At 43.2% G+C, this 17523-nt stretch carries 16 protein-coding genes and 1 pseudogene; 10 read left to right on the top strand and 7 right to left on the bottom strand.

The window, feature by feature from the left end; all coding sequences use genetic code 11:
• Window positions 1–461 precede the first annotated feature (461 nt).
• From BMW94_RS29220 to BMW94_RS29210, 3 genes are all read left to right on the top strand, one after another.
• Complete coding sequence (locus BMW94_RS29220; RefSeq protein WP_175480883.1) at window positions 462–2249, top strand: AraC family transcriptional regulator; 1788 nt, start codon at window positions 462–464, stop codon at window positions 2247–2249.
• Between the two features lie 93 nt (window positions 2250–2342).
• Complete coding sequence (locus BMW94_RS29215) at window positions 2343–3383, top strand: NAD(P)/FAD-dependent oxidoreductase (RefSeq protein ID WP_091002117.1); 1041 nt, start codon at window positions 2343–2345, stop codon at window positions 3381–3383.
• A gap of 136 nt (window positions 3384–3519) precedes the next feature.
• Entirely contained in the window at window positions 3520–4098 is a 579-nt protein-coding gene (locus tag BMW94_RS29210; RefSeq protein ID WP_091002116.1) for an imm11 family protein, read from the top strand.
• 68 nt (window positions 4099–4166) lie between these two features.
• On the opposite strand, the pseudogene BMW94_RS29205 reads toward BMW94_RS29210, so the two are convergent.
• Window positions 4167–4532 (bottom strand): annotated as a pseudogene (locus tag BMW94_RS29205) (sulfurtransferase); the annotation flags it as partial.
• Window positions 4533–4774: 242 nt separating this feature from the next.
• Between BMW94_RS29205 and BMW94_RS29200 the strand changes: the two are divergent.
• The 3 genes from BMW94_RS29200 to BMW94_RS29190 are packed head-to-tail and all read left to right on the top strand — an operon-like array spanning window position 4775 to window position 6775.
• Window positions 4775–5308 (top strand): AAA family ATPase, encoded by a 534-nt coding sequence (locus tag BMW94_RS29200; protein WP_175480882.1) that lies wholly within the window; start codon window positions 4775–4777, stop codon window positions 5306–5308.
• 11 nt (window positions 5309–5319) lie between these two features.
• A complete protein-coding gene (locus BMW94_RS29195) occupies window positions 5320–6372 on the top strand; it encodes an N-acetyltransferase (RefSeq protein WP_091002114.1) in 1053 nt (350 codons plus the stop codon).
• Complete coding sequence (locus tag BMW94_RS29190) at window positions 6350–6775, top strand: ASCH domain-containing protein (protein ID WP_091002113.1); 426 nt, start codon at window positions 6350–6352, stop codon at window positions 6773–6775. The genes BMW94_RS29195 and BMW94_RS29190 overlap by 23 nt, the downstream gene beginning before the upstream one ends.
• 1111 nt (window positions 6776–7886) lie before the next feature.
• On the opposite strand, the gene BMW94_RS29185 is transcribed toward BMW94_RS29190, so the two are convergent.
• The 4 genes from BMW94_RS29185 to BMW94_RS29170 all read right to left on the bottom strand — a co-directional run bounded on the left by BMW94_RS29185 (window position 7887) and on the right by BMW94_RS29170 (window position 11300).
• Window positions 7887–8612 carry a hypothetical protein gene (locus BMW94_RS29185; RefSeq protein WP_091002112.1) on the bottom strand — a complete coding sequence of 242 codons (726 nt, stop codon included), beginning with the start codon at window positions 8610–8612 and terminating at the stop codon, window positions 7887–7889.
• 20 nt (window positions 8613–8632) lie between these two features.
• On the bottom strand, window positions 8633–8962 hold the full coding sequence (locus BMW94_RS29180) for a hypothetical protein (protein WP_091002111.1): 330 nt from the start codon (window positions 8960–8962) through the stop codon (window positions 8633–8635).
• 456 nt (window positions 8963–9418) lie between these two features.
• Window positions 9419–10255, bottom strand: coding sequence for a sulfurtransferase (locus BMW94_RS29175; protein ID WP_091002110.1), 837 nt, complete (start codon window positions 10253–10255; stop codon window positions 9419–9421).
• 100 nt (window positions 10256–10355) lie between these two features.
• Window positions 10356–11300 carry a DMT family transporter gene (locus BMW94_RS29170; RefSeq protein WP_091002109.1) on the bottom strand — a complete coding sequence of 315 codons (945 nt, stop codon included), beginning with the start codon at window positions 11298–11300 and terminating at the stop codon, window positions 10356–10358.
• A 229-nt stretch (window positions 11301–11529) separates the two neighbouring features.
• Between BMW94_RS29170 and BMW94_RS29165 the strand changes: the two genes are divergently transcribed.
• The 3 genes from BMW94_RS29165 to BMW94_RS29155 all read left to right on the top strand — a co-directional run bounded on the left by BMW94_RS29165 (window position 11530) and on the right by BMW94_RS29155 (window position 14157).
• Entirely contained in the window at window positions 11530–12432 is a 903-nt protein-coding gene (locus tag BMW94_RS29165) for a polysaccharide deacetylase family protein (protein WP_254790409.1), read from the top strand.
• Window positions 12433–12473: 41 nt separating this feature from the next.
• On the top strand, window positions 12474–13127 hold the full coding sequence (locus BMW94_RS29160) for a YkyA family protein (RefSeq protein WP_175480881.1): 654 nt from the start codon (window positions 12474–12476) through the stop codon (window positions 13125–13127).
• A gap of 142 nt (window positions 13128–13269) precedes the next feature.
• A complete protein-coding gene (locus BMW94_RS29155; protein WP_091002107.1) occupies window positions 13270–14157 on the top strand; it encodes a hypothetical protein in 888 nt (295 codons plus the stop codon).
• Between the two features lie 159 nt (window positions 14158–14316).
• On the opposite strand, the gene BMW94_RS29150 is transcribed toward BMW94_RS29155, so the two are convergent.
• Entirely contained in the window at window positions 14317–15468 is a 1152-nt protein-coding gene (locus BMW94_RS29150; RefSeq protein WP_091002106.1) for a mannitol-1-phosphate 5-dehydrogenase, read from the bottom strand.
• A 47-nt stretch (window positions 15469–15515) separates the two neighbouring features.
• Complete coding sequence (locus BMW94_RS29145) at window positions 15516–16184, bottom strand: HAD family hydrolase (protein ID WP_091002105.1); 669 nt, start codon at window positions 16182–16184, stop codon at window positions 15516–15518.
• Window positions 16185–16591: 407 nt separating this feature from the next.
• Between BMW94_RS29145 and BMW94_RS29140 the strand changes: the two genes are divergently transcribed.
• On the top strand, window positions 16592–17515 hold the full coding sequence (locus BMW94_RS29140) for an ADP-ribosylglycohydrolase family protein (RefSeq protein WP_091002104.1): 924 nt from the start codon (window positions 16592–16594) through the stop codon (window positions 17513–17515).
• Window positions 17516–17523 lie beyond the last annotated feature (8 nt).

The raw sequence follows: 17523 nt of genomic DNA, 5'->3' as shown, positions 1-17523 counted from the left end.
TTGCTGATGCCATTTTTTTCGGCTACTGATGCTTTTCCTAAGGAGAATTTCCAATTCAACACATTTAGGAGCTTGACATCATACCGCTGGACTTCCGAATAAATACTCAGATTAAACCAAAACGATTCATTTTAGCTATTTGTAAATTTTCGCTGTACTTTACATATTCGTGGAATGATTATAATGTCTTGGGGAGAGTTGTACCTACCCAACTACATCAAGGTTTATTTTTCGACCTCATACTACGATCGTTGAGAGTTATAGTTATAATAATAATATACTTACTGCATTTGAGGAGCTGAAAAGCCATCTTACATTTAAATGAACATCTTTTACTATGGAACAAGGCATCTATTAAAATAATGGATATTCGCCATATCACGATGCAAATGAAGGAAGACCTTCACGCCTACCGGTTCCCTGCTAGCTGCTTCTTATACACGGTGCGTGGCAATGCAGTTATGCAGCTGGATGGAAATGATCATCAAGTCACACGATTCCATATTTTGCATGGTGGAAAGGGCTGTTGCCTGAATATTTTGCCTGTTGAAGAAGTCCTTGATTATTATATGATTTATTACAAAGCCAGCATCCCACTTCCTGAACGTCAAGACATTCTGGACATGATGGAACACCGTAATCCCTTCCGTCTTCAATATGGCTTTGCACCAGATCATCCTGTTTCCTTGTCCGACAAAGTACAATACATGATGACAGCATGGGAAGAGCAAGGACCATTGGAACAGTTCCATGTGAAGTCATTATTTTATCAATTTGTATACGAGTTGCTATGGCAAATCCACAATCGGCGCGTACCTACAATAAAGCCAGACCTGATTGCACAAATGAAATACTATATGCAGGAACATTATGCTGAACCCATTACAATGGACTTGTTAGCAGAGCTCATGGACACCAGTCCAAGACATTTATCAAGACTATTCAAACGCCAGACAGGTCATAGTCCAATTGATTTTGTCATTCAAATCCGTATGAACAAAGCGAAGGAACTGCTGCTTGCTACAAATGCTACTTTACAAGAAATTGCCAAGGCTGTTGGTTATCCGGATGGATATTATCTAGCTAAAATGTTCAAAAAATATATGGGTATTGCACCCATTCGTTATCGAAAGCAGCATGTAAGTCCTAATGTACCATCCACAGTGGCACGATTAGGTATTGTAGAGGATGAGACTTCCTTATATATTGATAATGATTATCATAATCAGCATATATTTGAGGAGGAATTATTGATGTACAGAAGTAGAAAGACACCCTTAGCTATCACATTATTACTTTGTTTAACCCTATTGCTCAGCGCGTGTTCAACTGGTGGGGCAGGGAGTCCTTCAGCAAATGAAGGCACCGGAAAGTCAACGAACCAGGTAGAGGCCAACAACTCCAATCCTACAGCTACAACATCTCAAACGAAGACCGTAACCACCATAAAAGGGGATATTGAAGTGCCGGTTAATCCACAACGAGTAGTTGTCCTGTATTTAATGGGTGATTTACTTGCATTAGGTGTAAATCCTGTTGGGATCTCTTCTGTAGAAGAAGGAGCAGCTTTTGCGAGCGAACTGGATGGTGTTACCTCCTTGGGTGCATTCAAACCAGACCCGGAAGCAGTAACTGCGCTTAATCCCGATCTCATTATCGTTACCAATGAAGAAATATATGAGGGGCTCAAAAAAATTGCCCCTACAGTATACATTCCTTATGATCTGCCAGTAGAAGAACGTATGAAATTGCTTGGAGAAATTCTAGGTAAAGAGGGACAAGCTCAGGAAATGCTGGATAACTTTCGCAAAAAGGTTGAGCAAAGTAAGGAAAAACTTAAACAAGCAGGTATTTTGGATAAAACCGCGACTATTATGGAAAGCAACAAAGGTTCTATGGCTGTAATGACAGGCTTGGGTTATGGACGGGGTTCGCAGATTATTTATCAATATTTAGGGATGAAAGCACCTGAAGTCTTGCAACGCGAAATTGAAAACGCAAGGAACGATGCGACTAGCAAGGACGTTTCTTATGAAGTATTACATGAATATGTAGGTGATTATATATTCCGTTCTAGCTTTGAAGGAATGATAGATCTTTCTAACAATACCATTTGGAACAACCTCCCAGCAGTCAAAGAAGGACGTTTGATTGATATGAGCTTTGGTTTATTTTTCTACAATGATATATATTCGCTAGACAAACAGCTTGACTTTATTGTGGATAGCTTGCTTAAAACCGTGGATTAATTGGAGAAAATCATCTTTCTGTTGGATAAGGTGAATAGAGCCAGAACTCATTAACGCCTATGTTACAATAGGGTGAAAAAGGAGGAGTCATTATTGATTAAACAAAAAATTGTGATTATTGGCGCAGGGATTGTCGGGGCGTCCATGGCCTATCATCTGGCCAAACGAAATCAAGATGTAACCGTTATTGAACGATATCCTGCTGCGGCGCGTGACGTCACGGAAAAATCTTTTGCCTGGATACATACGACTCATAGGGTGGCACCTGAATACTGGCATTTGTACGATGCAGCTTTGGAAGAATATCATGCACTTCAGCAAGAGCTGTCCGAACTGGAAATTCATTGGCGCGGAGCGCTAACTTGGGACACTCCACCCCTAAGGGAGCAACCCCACTTTCAAAAATTAAACCGGGAGCAGCTTGAGGCATTGGAGCCGAATCTGCTGGACTATCCGGATGAAGCGATGTATGTCAGTGAAGAAGGTGCAGTAGACCCTATAGGGGTAACGGAGCTGTTGTTGAACAAAGCGAGGGAGTACGGAGCAAAGGTTCAGTTCGATACCGACGTTACACAGCTTCAGCAAGAAGGTTCCCACTTGGTCGGCGTGCATACGTCCAACGGTTTTCTGGAGTCGGATGTCGTGGTATTGGCCGCAGGTGCAGGCGTCCCCGAACTTTGCAACCCGTTAGGTTGTCTGGTGCCAGTAACGGTGTCGCCTTCCATTCTAATTCGGATGAAAACTACGAATAGACTGATCCATACATTAATCTCAAATTCGCAGTTTGAAGCGCGTCAACTGACGGATTATACCCTGTTTGCTGCGGAAGATTATATCGACGAGTCGCAGGAAAACGGACCAGAGGCGGTTGGTAAGCGAGCTTTCGAAACGTTGCGTCGCAGTCTGAAGGATGGGAATCAACTGGAACTGGAAAGTATAAAGGTCGGGATGAGACCTATGCCTGAAGACGGCTATCCGATTGTGGGCTTCCAAGATCACATAAAGGGACTTTATCTAACAGTGATGCACTCTGCAATTACGTTGGCACCGTTGATTGCACGTCTGGCTGCAAGTGAAATTATCGATGGGGAATCAAGAATTGAATTAGACCCTTGTCGACTCTCCCGATTTTAGGACCAAACGAAAACGACAAAAGAGTACATCGCCACATGACCGATGTACTCTATATTACATAGTGCATAGCTGCTTAATTCTTTTGACCCGTATAATTGATTGAAAAGCACTTCATTTGGAAAGGAGACATCATTCTATGAACTATTATTTTCTGGAATCTCAATATCCACGTCGAGGGTTTATTAGTGGCGGAACGACCTTCACTCCCGAATTAGATATGAATTATTTGGCGATAGAGAATCCGCTGCCAGAGGGGACAACGGCAGATGTTGAGTTACTGTCTACGGTGCGCAACCTGAATGTAGATTATTTTGAGACGATCACAGGAACGAGACACGTATCAGATCGTTTTAAAACGCTGTTGGAGGAAACTAAAACAAATACACAGTTTATTCCGACAACGGTGTGTTACCACGACGGTCGTTCGGTTGAAAAAACCTATTGGACTGCACATCAGCTTGATCGTTTGGATGTTTTCGATTATGAACGTTCGGAATATGGGCGCAAAGCGGTCATTGCTGCATCTGTACAACAGCCTGCACGTAAGATCGTCAAAGTTGTAGCTCGAATCTGCCTTCATGAAGAGCGAATTGGCGAGCATGAATTTTTTATGCTGGATTATATAAATATCTTCAAACCCATTATTTCAAAAGATTTTTACGAAGTATGCCGAAAACATAAACTGAATCTGAACGTTACAAAGTCGGAAATGTAAGCATCTAAAATTCTACATGGATATAATGAAGCACAAAAGAGCCCACGTTTGACGTGGGCTCTTAGTCTTTATTCTTCCCCGGTAGCTACCCGATTCTCCTCATAACTGATCCAGTCGCTCCAGCTCCCGGAATACAACTTCACATTCGAATATCCCGCTTCTTCCAGCACAATCACATTCGGGCAAGGGGAGACACCGGAACCGCAGTACTCAATAATCGCGCCTTCCTTGTCCATCTTACTGAAACGTTCTTCCAACGCTTCGGCACAAGACCAGCGCCCCTCTGAATCCAACACATCTTTCCAAAAATAATTCACCGCACCCGGAATATGTCCGGCTTTGGCATCAATCGGTTCCTCCAGCCCCGCATAACGGCGGGCATCCCGGGAGTCGATCAGTACAGCTGAGCCATCAGCAGAGGCTTGTTGGACCTCCTACACACTAGTTACTGAGAAATGGGTATCAGGGATAGTACTTATCGAAGAGAGAAGAACGAGGCAATCAGCATCCTTGATGCTGCATTAAGACTTGAAAATTTTAAGGAAATAGAGGTCGGAGAAAGCCGCCCTCTATTTTTGTCAGAATAACAAAAATAGAGGGGGAATTTGCAGGTAAAACCTAAAATTTGTTGAATTATGAAGATGTAACCCGAAAAACTTCAAGAGGTGGTTAAATTTTGAAGAAGATAGCATTCGTAGGTGGAATCCATGGAGTCGGGAAGACTTATCTTTGTAAATCAATTTGCAAAGATTTCGATGTTCCACGTTTTTCAGCAAGTGAACTTATTCAAAAGCAGAAAGAAGAGGAGAAAAGAACGTTAAAGAATGTAACAGACGTAAAAAGGAACCAGGACGCTTTAATCATGGCCATAAATACTCAAGTAAATGAAATACCATTGTTTCTTATGGACGGACATTTTTGTATCCTAAATAAAGATGGTGAAATAGAAAGAATACCAGAAGATACATTTAGACGTATGAATATTGCATGCTTGTTGTTGTTAATTGATGAGCCAAAGGCAATTAAAATTCGACTTGATAATCGTGACTCTGCAGACTATTCAGTTGAATTGCTCAATGAGTTTCAAACTGAGGAGATTGCGTATGCCAAACAACTCTCTGAGACGTTGATGGTTCCGTTACTTATACATAAGAATAAGGAGCATGAAGATAAGCTGTATGATTTTTTGAAAAAATATATTAATTCTTAGGAGGAAACATTATGAATGATTACTTGGTAAAAAAGCGTTTTGGAGATATTAATTTAGATGACCCATTTTTCGATTCACTTAAAGCAGATTATCAAGAATTTGAGGACTGGTTTAACAGAAAGAGTGATTCGGAAGCTTACTTATTCTACGAGGATGAATTAGTTGAAGGTTTTCTTTATTTTAAAATGGAAGATGGTTCGGTTGAGGATATTGAGCCTTCAATTGATTGCTCTTCTGCTTTGAAAATTGGAACTTTTAAAATTAATCCACATGGAACAAGATTAGGAGAACGTTTCATTAAAAAGGCACTTGACTACGCTATAGTAAATCAAGCTGAATATTGTTATGTAACGATTTTTGATAAAGAAGCTACGAGTGGACTGATTAGGTTAATGAGGAAATATGGATTCTATGATCACGGAAAAAAGGATACACCAAATGGAACTGAGCTAGTTCTAGTAAAAACTCTGGTGAAAACTCAAGATGATATTCTTAGAGATTATCCACTTATCAAAACAAGTAAGACTGATAAGTATTTGTTGGCTATCTATCCTGAGTATCATTCTGTTATGTTCCCTGATTCTATTCTGAATAATGAGAATGTTGATATACTTGAGGACGTATCATTTACTAATAGTATTCACAAGATTTATGTGACTACAATGCCTGTAAATAGAACGTCTCGTGGAGATATTGTGGTGATGTATAGAACTGCGACTCCTGGTCAAGCAGCAGAATACACATCGGTGGCGACCTCTATTTGTGTTGTTGAGGAAGTTAGACACCAAGATGAGTTTAAAGACTTCGAGAGTTTTTATTCGTACGCAAGTACGTATAGTGTGTTTGACAAAAATAATCTAAGACACTGGTATAATAAAGGCCGTTGTTATACTATTAAGATGACTTACAATGCAGCGCTTAGCAAAAGGTTAATCCGTCAAAAATTGATTAATGAAATTGGTCTAGAAAGAGAACAGCGGTGGTCTTTCTTTGGACTGACAGATAATCAGTTCAAACAAATTCTTAAAGAAGGTGGAGTAAGTGAAGGTATTATTATCGATTAAACCTGAGTTTGTCGAGAAGATATTTAGCGAAGAAAAACGCTATGAATATCGAAAGATTATATTCAAGCAAAAAGTAGATTCCGTTGTCATCTACTCCACAATGCCTGAAGGAAGAATCGTAGGGGAATTCAGCATTGATAAGATTTTAAGTGATGATCCAGATAGTATTTGGGATATTACCAATCGATACTCTGGAATAACTCATAATTTTTTCAAGAAGTACTTCAATAATAAAGAAAACGCATATGCAATAAAAATTGGTGAAATTGAGCGATACGAGGAGCCAATAAATCCCAAGGATTTTGATTTTCCTTTTACAGCTCCTCAATCATTTTTTTATGTGGACGATGACTTTCGCCCAATTTCACAGAAACAAGAATTCATTGAACCAGTACTTTTTTGACTGATTTCTGACTGTTAATAGAGAGTTTGTTAGACTTTCTAAGTGTTATATTTGTATTGTGGAAATCGAGCGAGAATGAAATGCGCAGCCGCACATTGCGGCATAGGACTGGGGTGTTCCTCTTCTCGTCTTTTCCTATTCTCAGGATTAATTGAGTATCATTCCGTTGGCTTCACCGATATGATCATGTCGAGGTAATGCTCGATGTGGTCCAAATGCGAAAAAGCAAGGATTAAGCAGGAAAAGACGGGTTTGTTCCAGATCATCGGGACTCACCCGTTTTCTGTTCCTTGACCCGCATTTGGTAGCTTCAGTAAAATGGTCTTGTTCTTCCTCTATAGTTACATAGTATGTATGCATTTAAAGCAAAGAGCGCAACGTTTTTGCTGCGAATGATACGGACGCCATTCTTTTAATTACGCAGGAGGTGATATTCTGGACATAATAAGAGAAACGGGGAAAAACACATTTAACGCCATGGCTTATGCAATCTTTGAGACGTTTGGTTTATATTTAATTTTACCAGCAGTAGCAATAACAATTATCTTAAAGTTTGTTTTAAGATTGAGAGGATCAAATCTCAAAATCACATTTAGCATTTTATTTCTCGTATGCGTATATTTCTTTATATACAAAGGAATTCCTCAATTCGAGATTGCATATCAAAGCAGGTTAAATCAATAAAGTACATATTACAGCCAAAGTCGTTCCTACACTGGATCGGCTTTTTTTCATTGGAGGAATTGAAGTGATCAGCAGAAGAAGAAAAAGATACGCATTCGCCCCAACAAGCAGCCGGAGAAGTGCAAAGGATGTGTATGGGCCAGATGGGATGGAGTGAAACAGTTTTGCCCCAAACCTCATGATTGTTGTTTGAATCACTGTGAATTGTTGATTCTTTCTTTGAAGACTGCTTCTTATCAGGTGACCTGCAAATTACTTTTTTTATCCTCATGCTCACTCCAATTTTGATTTCGAGTAAATTATAACTTAGGAAACATTAAGTGTACCCTTACCCAATAAAACGTCAAAAAAGCCCGTGAATAATTACGGGCTTTGGTTTGGAAATTCCTCTAATCAACACTTGATAAATTGAAAGGTGAGTAAGAAATTATCTACCGAAACTCAAAATTTCATTTCCAGAATCAGTAATTATTGCGAATCTTCCATTTGTTTTGTGCTTATATTTGTGTGCAGGAATAGAACCTGAATTTACAGTTTTTGTATAATTCGAAGGGTTGTTTATTATGTCATCTCTCAAAGTCCCAGCAGCTAACAAATAGTTATACAAATTATTTACAAGTACTTCACCTTTATGTTTGTTGAAGTGATACTCTAAAGAAGCACCGCGAGTGCTAAAAGTTCCTTTGTTCCATCCTAGCGTGGCAAGTTGCGCTTCGGAATACTCTAATCTAGCATTACCAGTTAAATTTCTTGTGCCACTGCCATCAACAACTCTTATAGTAACGTTGTACACCATTTGCGTTTTAGTCATAGGTACATTCCAAACAAATGTCTTTCCAACAACTGGGGGAACACTTCCTGATTTAGGTGCCAAGGTACCATAAGCAGTTGCAGTGCCACTTACAGTTACATTATCCAAAGAGTCTGCCCCAATATTTCCCACCCAAACTCCTAAGCTAGTGTAGGATGGAGATACAGTGATTGGTATTCCATTAGGAAGGCTTACAGCATTAGGTTGGACAAGGTTTTGTTCATATGTAATTGTTGGAGCATAAGGGTCGGTTGTTTTTGCACTTTCGACATCTGCAAATGCAGATGTGCTAATAGAAAGTATTGTGAGAAATGCTAGAATAGAACTGAAAATTTTTTTCATTGAAAGAACTCTCCTTTATATTATATTCCGCAGATTGTAAAACAATAATGATTTTTAAAGCAGATATTTGCCCATGTATCAATTTCTAGAAGGAGTTTTTGCGTCTTAATTGATTTGGAAGTTAGAACCTCTTGTTTAATGCACTCCCAAGTTTCTTTGTTGACTACTGTTGGACCATAGTAATTGAAGTTTACTGTAGAATTGTTAAATACTTCTATTAATTGCGTTTCATTTAAGACTTCCTCTGTTAAATAAATCGAGTTATCAAGCCAGTGATCATCAAGTAGTTCCCCTTGCATAAATTCAAAAACATCATGTCCTTTAAGTTCATGCTTTCTTAAAGTGAGCACTCTTTCTCCTCCTTACTCCAATATAGACTCTGCGATGATGTATTACTTGTAAGGAATACAAAAAGAATAATCCTCCTTTCTATATTTGTGGGAAATATACCCTTCTTTGCTATATTACATCATTATATGTTAAAAAAATAGTGTTTTTCTGGGGCTTTATTTCTTGCTTTTGCTGGTAGTTAATCAAGAAAGAACATAGAGTAGGATCTTTGAAAGTTTTGTAGTCTTTATGATTACACGTTTGTCAAACACATCTACAGGGAAGCAATCAAGTGAACATCTGCGTGAATGAATTCAAAGATTTCTGGATATATTCAAAGCATAATCTATTATCTAATTTAAGCTGCTTTACTCATTTCTAGTTGACTTTCGGGCCAAAAAAATACACCACCAAGGAATTAAAGCTGCATGGTGATGTATCCAAACTTTATAGACTGTTACTTATCTTTCGGTTTTCTATTCTTCCCCAGTAGCCACCGGATTCTCCTCATAACTAATCCAGTCGCTCCAGCTTCCGGAATACAACTTCACATTCGTGTATCCCGCTTCTTCCAGCGCAATCACATTCGGGCAAGCCGACACGCCGGAGCCGCAATACACAATAATTGCACCATCCTTGTCCAGCTTGCTGAAACGCTCTTCTAACACCCCAGTATCTGTCCAACGTCCATCCCAATCCAGCACATCTTTCCAAAAATAATTCACCGCACCCGGAATATGTCCGGCTTTGGCATCAATCGGTTCCTCCAGCCCCGAATAACGGCGGGCATCCCGGGAGTCGACGAGCACGGCACTGCCATTGGCAGAGGCTTGTTGCACATCTTGCACACTAGCCAACAGTTCTGGCTGCACATTCACCTCAAACGAAGCCGGGATCTGAACCGGCACATCCGTAGTCACTGGAAACTTGGCATTCTGCCAGGCAGAGAAGCCTTCGTCCATGATATACACCTGTTCATGTCCCAGATAACGAAGTAACCACCACAGCCGCGATGCGTTCATGCCGCCTTGGTCATCGTAGGCAACAATACGACTATTGGAGCCGATGCCAGCTTTGGAGAGACGACTTGCGAGCACAGCCGGATCAGGGAGCGGGTGACGTCCTCCGTGTGCAGAGACGGGAGAAGATAGATCTTTTTCGAGATCGAGATAAACGGCACCTGGAATATGTCCAGCTTCGTAAGCTTGTCTTCCGGCATCCGGTTGACCGAGCAGGAATCGGCAATCGGCAATGACGACATCTGGTTCATACATTCTGGCGAGCAGCCAGCGCATGGATACAATATTTTTCATGAAAACACACCGCCTTATATGTAGTGGGATGGATTCAACCGGAATCTGCGTGATGCAGGTCCCAGTTGTTTATTTAAAAATATCTGAATACAAATGCAAGTTACACCGCTGTAGGTTCGATTGGTCCTTTTCCAGATACAGGAGCATCTGAGGGGATGGGCTGTGGTTTGGTTTTGCCATATCGAATGAAGATCCATACCCCGAAAATAATGACAACCCCGGCAGACAACTGAAGCCCGTTGAGGGATTCACCGAGTAGCATCCAGGCCAGTAGAGAGGAAAATACAGGTTCCCCCAGTACCCCCATCGATACCGTCGTAGCATTCATATATTGAAGCAGCCAGTTGAAAAGATAATGCCCAAAGATGGTTGGCACGATTGCGAGCAACAGGAAAATTCCCCACTCGGAAGCCGCATAACCGCCAAACGGGTGACCATTAACCAGATTATATACCGCAAGCGTACAGGCAGCTACGAAAAATACCCAGAAGTTATAGGAGAATGCACTCAGTCCGGCACGCAAAAACTGTCCAAGCAGCATGTGTACCGCCACAGCGATCGTTCCGAGCAAAGAAAGGATATCCCCTCGCAGCGCTGTGCCTGCCAACTGGAAATCTCCAGCTCCAATAGCGATTGACCCAAGCAGAGCAACGCCCATACCGATGATCATCATGCGGTTGATTTTGGCTTTGAACAGCCAGACGGAACCCGCAAGAATCAATATAGGCTCCAAAGCGAGAATGACCGTTGAACTGGCTACACTCGTGAGCCGAAGCGATCCCATCCAGAGCAGAAAGTGCATTGCAAGCATCACGCCGGATGCCAGCAGTAAAGCCCACTGTCTGAAGTTTAAACGCATCATCTCGTGCCGGTATTTCCACACAAAAGGCAGCATTAGCAGATTGGTGAGGAACAATCGGTACATCGCAATGACGGCGACGTCCGCTGTGGACCAACGTACAAAGATGGAAGAAAACGAAATGGCAATAATGCCGACAAAGAATAGCAGATAGATCGACCTGCCGGCACGGTTCAAGCTAGTCATGGATGTAGCTCCTTCTTGAAGTCAAATGGCGTAAATCAATTTATTATACAGGAGAATGCATCTGCAGGAAAAGGTTAAGAGAAGAAATAGATAAGTAGATTGTAACCGGGCTTGTAACTATTCTGTCATTCTCCAGGGCCATTTTTCTATTAATCTTCTATATAGAGACATGAAACGATATAATGTACCAATAATCGGGAAAAAATGAAAGTAAGGAAGTGGCCTGGAAGTGAGAGTTCAACAACAGAGAGCGGGAGAGAGTGGCGGCATTCCGCATAGAACAAGCCGAACCAAGACGCATGGAAGAAGAAAAATCCGGTATGGGAGACTGAGTGCTGCGCTGGCGCTTCTGGCACTGCTCATTATCGGTTTAACATATGCATTCATTGGCATGACGCACTGGATCAAGGATTATGTAGCACCTCCGCCAGTAGCTGCGATTGAACAGCCAACCAAGCTTGGCATGATTGAAATGACACCGGAGTCCAAAGAGGAACCTGCGCGGTTCCAGGGTCAGGTGCGCAAGCTGGCATACATAACGTTTGATGATGGACCAAGTGTATATACCGATCAACTGCTGGATATTTTGAAACAGCATGAGGCAAAGGCAACCTTTTTCATGATTGGACGTCAGTTGAATCAACACAAGGAAGCAGTGGAGCGGCTTGTCAAAGAGGGCAGTTATCCGGGGCTTCACAGCATGACACATAACTATAACAAATTGTATAAGAGCGGAAGCTCCTCTAATTTTGTGAAGGAGTTCAAAAAGGAGCAGAAGATGGTCAAGGATCTGATCGGTTTTACGCCGCATCTGATTCGTGCTCCGTACGGCAGTAGTCCCCAGATCGGAGAAGACTTCAGGGGCGACATTGCTGCGGCTGGATTCAAAATGTGGGATTGGACCACTGACTCCCTCGACTGGAATCTTCCCGGTCAGCCGGACAAAATCGTGGAACGGGTTAGCAGCAGTGTACATCGGGATAAGGAAGTGATTCTGATGCATGAGCGCGAGCAAACGGTACAGGCACTGCCACGCATTTTGAAACTGCTCGAAGATCGGGGTTATGAGTTTGAGGTCTACGATCCGAATGCACATTGGGTATCCAATTTTAGCGCAGACACCCGCCTGTAAGAATAACAACATAGCAGTTGCAAGAGAGGAGGCACCCCGAGGTGCTTAAAAGAAAAAAGATAGCTCTGGCCGGGGTCAGCATATTGCTGGCTCTGCTTGTCAGTGCTTGCGGAAAGCCGCAGGAACCTGCGGCAAATCAAGTCAATCAATTAATTCTTACCGATCAGGAGATGAACCAGAGCCTGAAGGAGCTTGTTCATCATGAACGGGAAGACATGGAATTATACGGATCGATACTGAGTAAAGGAAAGAACAAAAACAGTAATCTGGAGGCCTTGCTTGATCAGGCAGACGGACATATTGCCGAGCGAAGAACACTGCTGGAACAAGCTGAAGCGGTGATGAGCCGGACTAAAGAACAGATGGAAGAGCTGCGAACTTCGTTGGATCAGTTATCCTTTGAGAAGGAAGAGAACCTGGCTCAGGCCCACACGGTATTGGATCAATATGAGCAGAGAGCTGCGTCGTTTGCAGCCTTTGTTGCCTCCTACAAGCAGAGTCTCGATGCGGACGAGCAGTTATATGCATTGATGAGAGGCAATGTGGAGCCTAATCTGGTCAAGATCAAACGTGCGATTCGGGAACGGAACAGCCAATATGCCAAAGTTGCCGAGTTAAGACAGCAGTTTAACAAGCAGACAAAAGCTTTTAACGGAGCCAACGCGAAGCTTGTGAAAATGGAGCAAGCCGGCTGAGTATTCATGGTGTCAAAGAAGCATTGAACACTTTCTATGATTGAGCGACGGGTCAGCCGTGTAAGTAATACTAAGCTGTCAAGTTAACAAGTCAGGCAACATGGACAAACATCATTGCGTATAAGCTAACGGAGGTGTTCATATGCGAAATACGATGAATATTAGTGCATCATTACTTGTTTTGGTTATGGGATTCTCGCTTGTGGCCTGTGGCAATAGTAGCCCTACTGCTCAGCCGCCCGCGAATAATACAGAAGAACAGACACCGGCACCAGGGAAGCAGCCTGAGGAAAGTGCTGTGATTGAAGCGGAAGGCATTTTGACCGGATGGGCAGATCCGCACACGGTTGAAATTCGTGTGAAAGAGGAACCGATGTCTTTCCAGGTGGGTGAAGATCTGCAGAAATCTTTGGATGATATTGACGATGAAGATTCCGTTCAATTCAAATATGTAGAGAAAGCCATTGAAGGCGATACAACGACCAAACAGTTGGTGCTTACGGAAATCGCCAAGGTCGAGTCCAATGACGGTAACGGTACGAATGCAGGTGGTAATGTTACAACGGATCGTGCCAAAACATCTGAGCTGGAAGTGGCTGTGGAAGGCATGACCGAAAAGCGCCCGGTTACACTGGCTCAAGGCAAAGGGTATTCATTATATGTGTTTGAACCGATGGTTTACGATGCGGATGATCATGAATTGACCATGAAGATTGATCCGGATTACGAGGTGGAGATTGAAAAGCTGCCTTCGGATTATAACCTGAAGGAACTGAAAGTGGATGCGAAGAAAGAGCTGTCAGAAACCGGAGCGGTCAAGCAATTAAGTGAGGAAAAGCTTAGCAACGGCCCGATGAAAGAGGCAAAATTGTTCATGATGTCTCAAAACAATACGAAAACGGAGTATTTCATCGTGAAAGAGCTGGATGGCAATGGCTTCGCTTTCCATATCCATGCACCGGTTGGCGAACCTTCAGAGGGCTTCCTGCCTATGGTTTATGCCTCCATCAATTCCATCATGAACGAGTAAGCGTGTTTCGATAATAAATATGTATGTCGTGAATTTGAAAAAGCCGGAAGGAACGATGCGATAAGCATAGGTTCCTCCCGGCTTTTTGTTCGTATGTCTATTCAGTTTGCGGGATCAAACTCTTTGACCTATTGTTAATCAGGTTAACATGGTTGATTCCTATCGCCCTTTGAGCTCTTCATAACGGGCAACGGCATGCTGATGAACGGGATGTTCTTCGGGAATTCCCATGCGCTCACGAATGAAGGCAGAGACGCCATCTTCGTGAATCAGGTGTTGGAGCTTCATAACTTCCTCGTCGTGTTCATAATTGAACAGCATCGCGGCTGCCATAGCGGAAGTTAAATGAGGAGTTTCAATTCCGAATTCGCTGGCCTGCATCGCTGGGCGAACAAGCCGGTCGTAAGGCGATAACTTGCGAAGGGGTGAACGTCCGACCCGGGTTACCTGATCCATCAAATTTGGGTTGGCAAAGTGTTCGAGAATGGTATCGATATATTTGCTGTGTTTCTGTGGATTAAAACCGTGCTTGGCAATGAGCATGGCTCCGGTTTCTTCCATCACTTTGTGTACCTTGGCACGTAGCGGTGCATGGCCCATTACTTGCCGGATCGTCTTGAATCCTTCAAGATATCCGAAGTGTGCGGCAACGCAGTGACCGGTATTTACCGTAAACATTTTGCGCTCAATATAAGGCTCAAGAGAGTCCACGTAGTGCACACCTTCAATTTCCTTAAATCCTTCCAGCAGTGCAGGGCGATGAACCACCCATTCATAGAAAGGCTCAACGGTAACTTGTAGCGGATCTTTATGATCCTGCACAGGAACAATGCGGTCTACTGCTGCATTGGGGAATGAGACAGAACGTTCCGCTTTTTCCCGGGTCACTTCATCCAGAAACGGATATACCCGTTTTTTCAGCCGAGTGCTGCCTCCGATGGCATTTTCGCAAGCGATAATGTGAAGTGGTGCAGAATTATTATTTTTCATACGTAGATAGATGCCTTTGGCGATGGGTTCAGCGATATCTTCCAGCGCCGATACACCGACGGCTGTTGTGATCAGATCTGCTGAAGCAATCACTTCAGCAACGCGATCCTGTTCACCGACATTAATGGCGGTTACGTTATTTACAATCGTTGTATCCTGCTCCGCATTTGCGAGGGTAATGGGATACTCCTGCCTCTTTTGAAGCATGGCGATTTTCTTCGGGTTACGTGCGACAAAGCAGACTTCATAATCGGAAGCGGACAACATATGACCGATAAATCCGCGGCCAATATTGCCCGCACCAAAATGTACAGCTTTCAAGTGTGAACTCCCCCTTTAAAGTTTGAAATGCGAAATTCGTTCAGTCTTTAGACCGTAGTGACGAGTGGTTTCGAAATCAAATCGTTAAATTCGAGGTCGGTCAGGCATGACAGCCGTTGGTGAGGCATATCGAAATCAAGTGTCCCGGTAATGGTATTCGAGATGACTACGCAGTGAATACCAGCCGCAGCAGCTGCACACGCGCCGTTAGGTGAATCCTCAATCGCTACGGCTTCGTCTGCAGTTACTCCAAGGGCTTCAAGTGCTTGATTGTACAGTGCAGGATCAGGCTTCACATGGGCAACATCATCTGCGGTGCGAATGACTTCAAAGTAATCCTTCAGCTTGAGCTGCTCCAGATGCTGTTCAACCCACTCTCGTTTGGAGCTTGAAGCGACAGCAAGTTTCAATCCAGCTTTGCGTGTAGCTTCAAGGTAGCTTTGGATACCGGGTCTTACCTGTTCTTTGTTCATTAATGCTGCATGATGCAGCTGAACGGATTCCCTGAACGCTTCCCGATCGATCGGAAGATTCAAATCTGTGATGAGGTACTCATAAGGATTAAATGTTTTCAGACTGGTACCGATGCATTGCGAGTACATCTCCAGGGTTAAGTCCACGCCGTGTTCCTTGTAGGCATCACGAAAAGCAACATACCATGCTGTCTCCGTATCAATAATCGTTCCATCGAAATCAAAAATCAGTGCCTTAATCATAAATTTGTTCCTCCTGTTTCAGAATTAGTTTTGGGATAAAGCTAAATCAATTTCTCTGCAAATACACACCGTGAATTTTTTAACTTGCGGTACATTAGTTGACGCGAAAGCTGAGTTTAAATTATTAATTTGGGAAAAAACAGGTGTATAAGCTAATAAAACCGTAACATAGGACAAACAAAAGGGTCAAGCGCGTCATGAATGTTTACATGGAAAATTTGCACATGGATGATGTGTTTTCAGAAAATGAGAAAAGTGGAAAACCGTTATACCTTTTGTGTGTAAGCGGTGTAATGGAAAACCTGTATTTTCAGTTTAAACGTATTAAAATTCTTTACGCCAGATCAAGCCATGTGGGAGAATGAAAGAAGTTATTTGAGAGTTAAATCGCGGGGAGGGAATCTACGATGCTGCTTAAGGATCGTTTCCAAGGTTGTTTGATTGGGCTTGCCGCAGGAGATGCACTGGGAACCACAGTGGAATTCAGCAGTCCCGGCACATTTGAGCCTGTTACCGATATTGTGGGCGGCGGGGTATTCGATCTGGAGCCAGGACAGTGGACGGATGATACGTCGATGGCCCTGTGTCTGGCAGAAAGCTTGGTGAGAAAAGAAAACTTTGATCCCGAGGATCAGATGCGCAGATATACGAATTGGTATCAGGTGGGTTATATGAGCAGTACGGGAACCTGCTTTGATATTGGCGGCGCGACTCGAAATGCCCTAGAACGGTTTGCAGCAACCGGTGAAGCGTATAGTGGTTCAACCAACCCGATGACCGCGGGAAATGGATCAATTATGCGGCTCGCACCTGTAGCCATGGCATATGCCAACCAGCCGGATCAAGCAGTGAGGTATGCTGGGTTGAGTTCCAGAACGACACATGCCGCTGTTGAAAGTGTGGAAGCTTGCGAAGTGCTGGCGGCAATATTGGTGGCAGGACTGCGCGGAGCGGACAAGGATGTCATATTACGGCCTGATACCTGCCGCCAGTGGAGGGAAGAGAAATCTTTTTCGCCAGCCATTGAAGAAATTGTCCAAGGGTCATACCGTGATAAAACACCGCCTGATATTCAGGGAAGCGGCTATGTTGTTCGTTCACTTGAAGCAGCGTTATGGGCATTCCATCGATCATCGACCTTCGAAGAGGGTGCGCTGCTGGCAGTGAATCTGGGCGATGATGCGGACACCACGGGAGCGGTATATGGGCAAATCGCCGGGGCGTATTATGGATTAAGCTGCATTCCGGCACACTGGCGAGAGAAGCTGGCCATGCAGGATACGTTGAGCGAATTGTCAGAGGCACTGTGGTCAAAGGCGGAAGCAAGATAGAAGAGACA

This window comes from Paenibacillus sp. OK003 (assembly GCF_900109515.1).
In the GTDB taxonomy this organism is placed as follows: domain Bacteria; phylum Bacillota; class Bacilli; order Paenibacillales; family Paenibacillaceae; genus Paenibacillus; species Paenibacillus marchantiae.
Note: the sequence above shows the minus strand (reverse complement) of the source record. Positions and strands in the feature narration are given on the sequence as shown.

What these genes read in the sequence shown, in the direction of transcription:
- BMW94_RS29220 (WP_175480883.1), top strand. Translation starts at nt 462, where the DNA reads ATGCAGCTGGATGGAAATGATCATCAAGTCACACGATTCCATATTTTG.
- BMW94_RS29210 (WP_091002116.1), top strand. Translation starts at nt 3,520, where the DNA reads ATGAACTATTATTTTCTGGAATCTCAATATCCACGTCGAGGGTTTATT.
- BMW94_RS29195 (WP_091002114.1), top strand. Translation starts at nt 5,320, where the DNA reads ATGAATGATTACTTGGTAAAAAAGCGTTTTGGAGATATTAATTTAGAT.
- BMW94_RS29185 (WP_091002112.1), bottom strand. Translation starts at nt 8,612, where the DNA reads ATGAAAAAAATTTTCAGTTCTATTCTAGCATTTCTCACAATACTTTCT.
- BMW94_RS29175 (WP_091002110.1), bottom strand. Translation starts at nt 10,255, where the DNA reads ATGAAAAATATTGTATCCATGCGCTGGCTGCTCGCCAGAATGTATGAA.
- BMW94_RS29170 (WP_091002109.1), bottom strand. Translation starts at nt 11,300, where the DNA reads ATGACTAGCTTGAACCGTGCCGGCAGGTCGATCTATCTGCTATTCTTT.
- BMW94_RS29155 (WP_091002107.1), top strand. Translation starts at nt 13,270, where the DNA reads ATGCGAAATACGATGAATATTAGTGCATCATTACTTGTTTTGGTTATG.
- BMW94_RS29145 (WP_091002105.1), bottom strand. Translation starts at nt 16,184, where the DNA reads ATGATTAAGGCACTGATTTTTGATTTCGATGGAACGATTATTGATACG.
- BMW94_RS29140 (WP_091002104.1), top strand. Translation starts at nt 16,592, where the DNA reads ATGCTGCTTAAGGATCGTTTCCAAGGTTGTTTGATTGGGCTTGCCGCA.